The organism is Streptomyces sp. NPDC059850, from assembly GCF_042731515.1.
Classification (GTDB): Bacteria; Actinomycetota; Actinomycetes; order Streptomycetales; family Streptomycetaceae; genus Streptomyces.
In genome coordinates this window covers 1-1,046 of the sequence record NZ_JBHWJI010000158.1, presented here as the reverse complement: position 1 = coordinate 1,046, position 1,046 = coordinate 1, and the positions used below count along the sequence as shown (strand labels likewise).

Genomic DNA, 1,046 nt, shown 5'->3' with positions numbered 1-1,046 from the left:
AACTCCCCATAGGACAGCGACACCTCACCACACGCCACCGCCCACGCACCGGGAACAGCCGCCACCTGCTCCTCGAACAACACCGGCAGCGAAACACCCGGCACCTCCACCGCCGTATCGTTCCACTCCTCCAGCACACGCCGACGCTCATCGCCCACCAGCACATCCACCCGACGCACCGGCACATCAGGCGAGCCCAGCACCGTGTCCAACAGGCCCACGAAGCTCCCGGCCAGCCGCTCGGCGGAGGCCGGGTCGAAGAGGTCGGTGTTGTAGTCGAGTACGGCGTGAATGCCCACGGGCGCACCGGAGGCGTTGCGCTGCTCTCCGAGCACGAAGGACAGATCGTGACGTGCGGCGCCGGCGTCGATGCGCTGTTCCGTCACCTCCAGCGCCTCGGTCGGCCCGGCCACGTCGGCACGGCCGACGCTGTTGAGGGTGAGCATGACTTGGAAGAGGGGGTGGCGGGAGAGGGAGCGTTCGGGGTTGATGAGGTCGACGAGACGTTCGAAGGGCAGGTCCTGGTGGGCGTACGCGCCCAGAGCGGTTTCCCGGACCCGGCCGAGCAGCTCCCCAAAAGTGGGATCGCCGGACAGGTCGGTGCGCAGGACCAGGGTGTTGATGAACAGACCGACCAGGTCGTCCACCGCGTCGTCGCTGCGCCCAGCGATCGGGGTGCCGACCGGCACGTCCTCGCCCGCACCGAAGCGGGACAGCAGCAGCGCCAGCGCCGACTGCAGCACCATGAACACCGTGGCACCGCTCTGCCGCGCGACCTCCAGGGCCATGGCGTGCGTCTCCGCGGAGAGCCCGAACTCGAACCGGCCACCGACGCGGGAAGGGGCGGTGGGGCGGGGGCGGTCGGCGGGGAGGGTGATCTCGGCGGGGATACCGGAGAGCTGGGTCGTCCAGTAGTCGATCTGCCGGGAGATCAGGCTGTCGGGATCGTCCTCGGAGCCGAGGAGTTCACGCTGCCACAGCGCGTAGTCGGCGTACTGCACCGGCAGCGGCGACCACCGCGGCACCTCACCCGCCACCCGCGCCTG

At 69.9% G+C, this 1,046-nt stretch carries 1 protein-coding gene; it reads right to left on the bottom strand.

What is annotated here, in order from left to right:
• Nucleotides 1–1,046, bottom strand: a 1,046-nt coding sequence (locus tag ACFV9T_RS42730) for a condensation domain-containing protein (RefSeq protein ID WP_385449292.1), incomplete at both ends; no start/stop codon positions are given.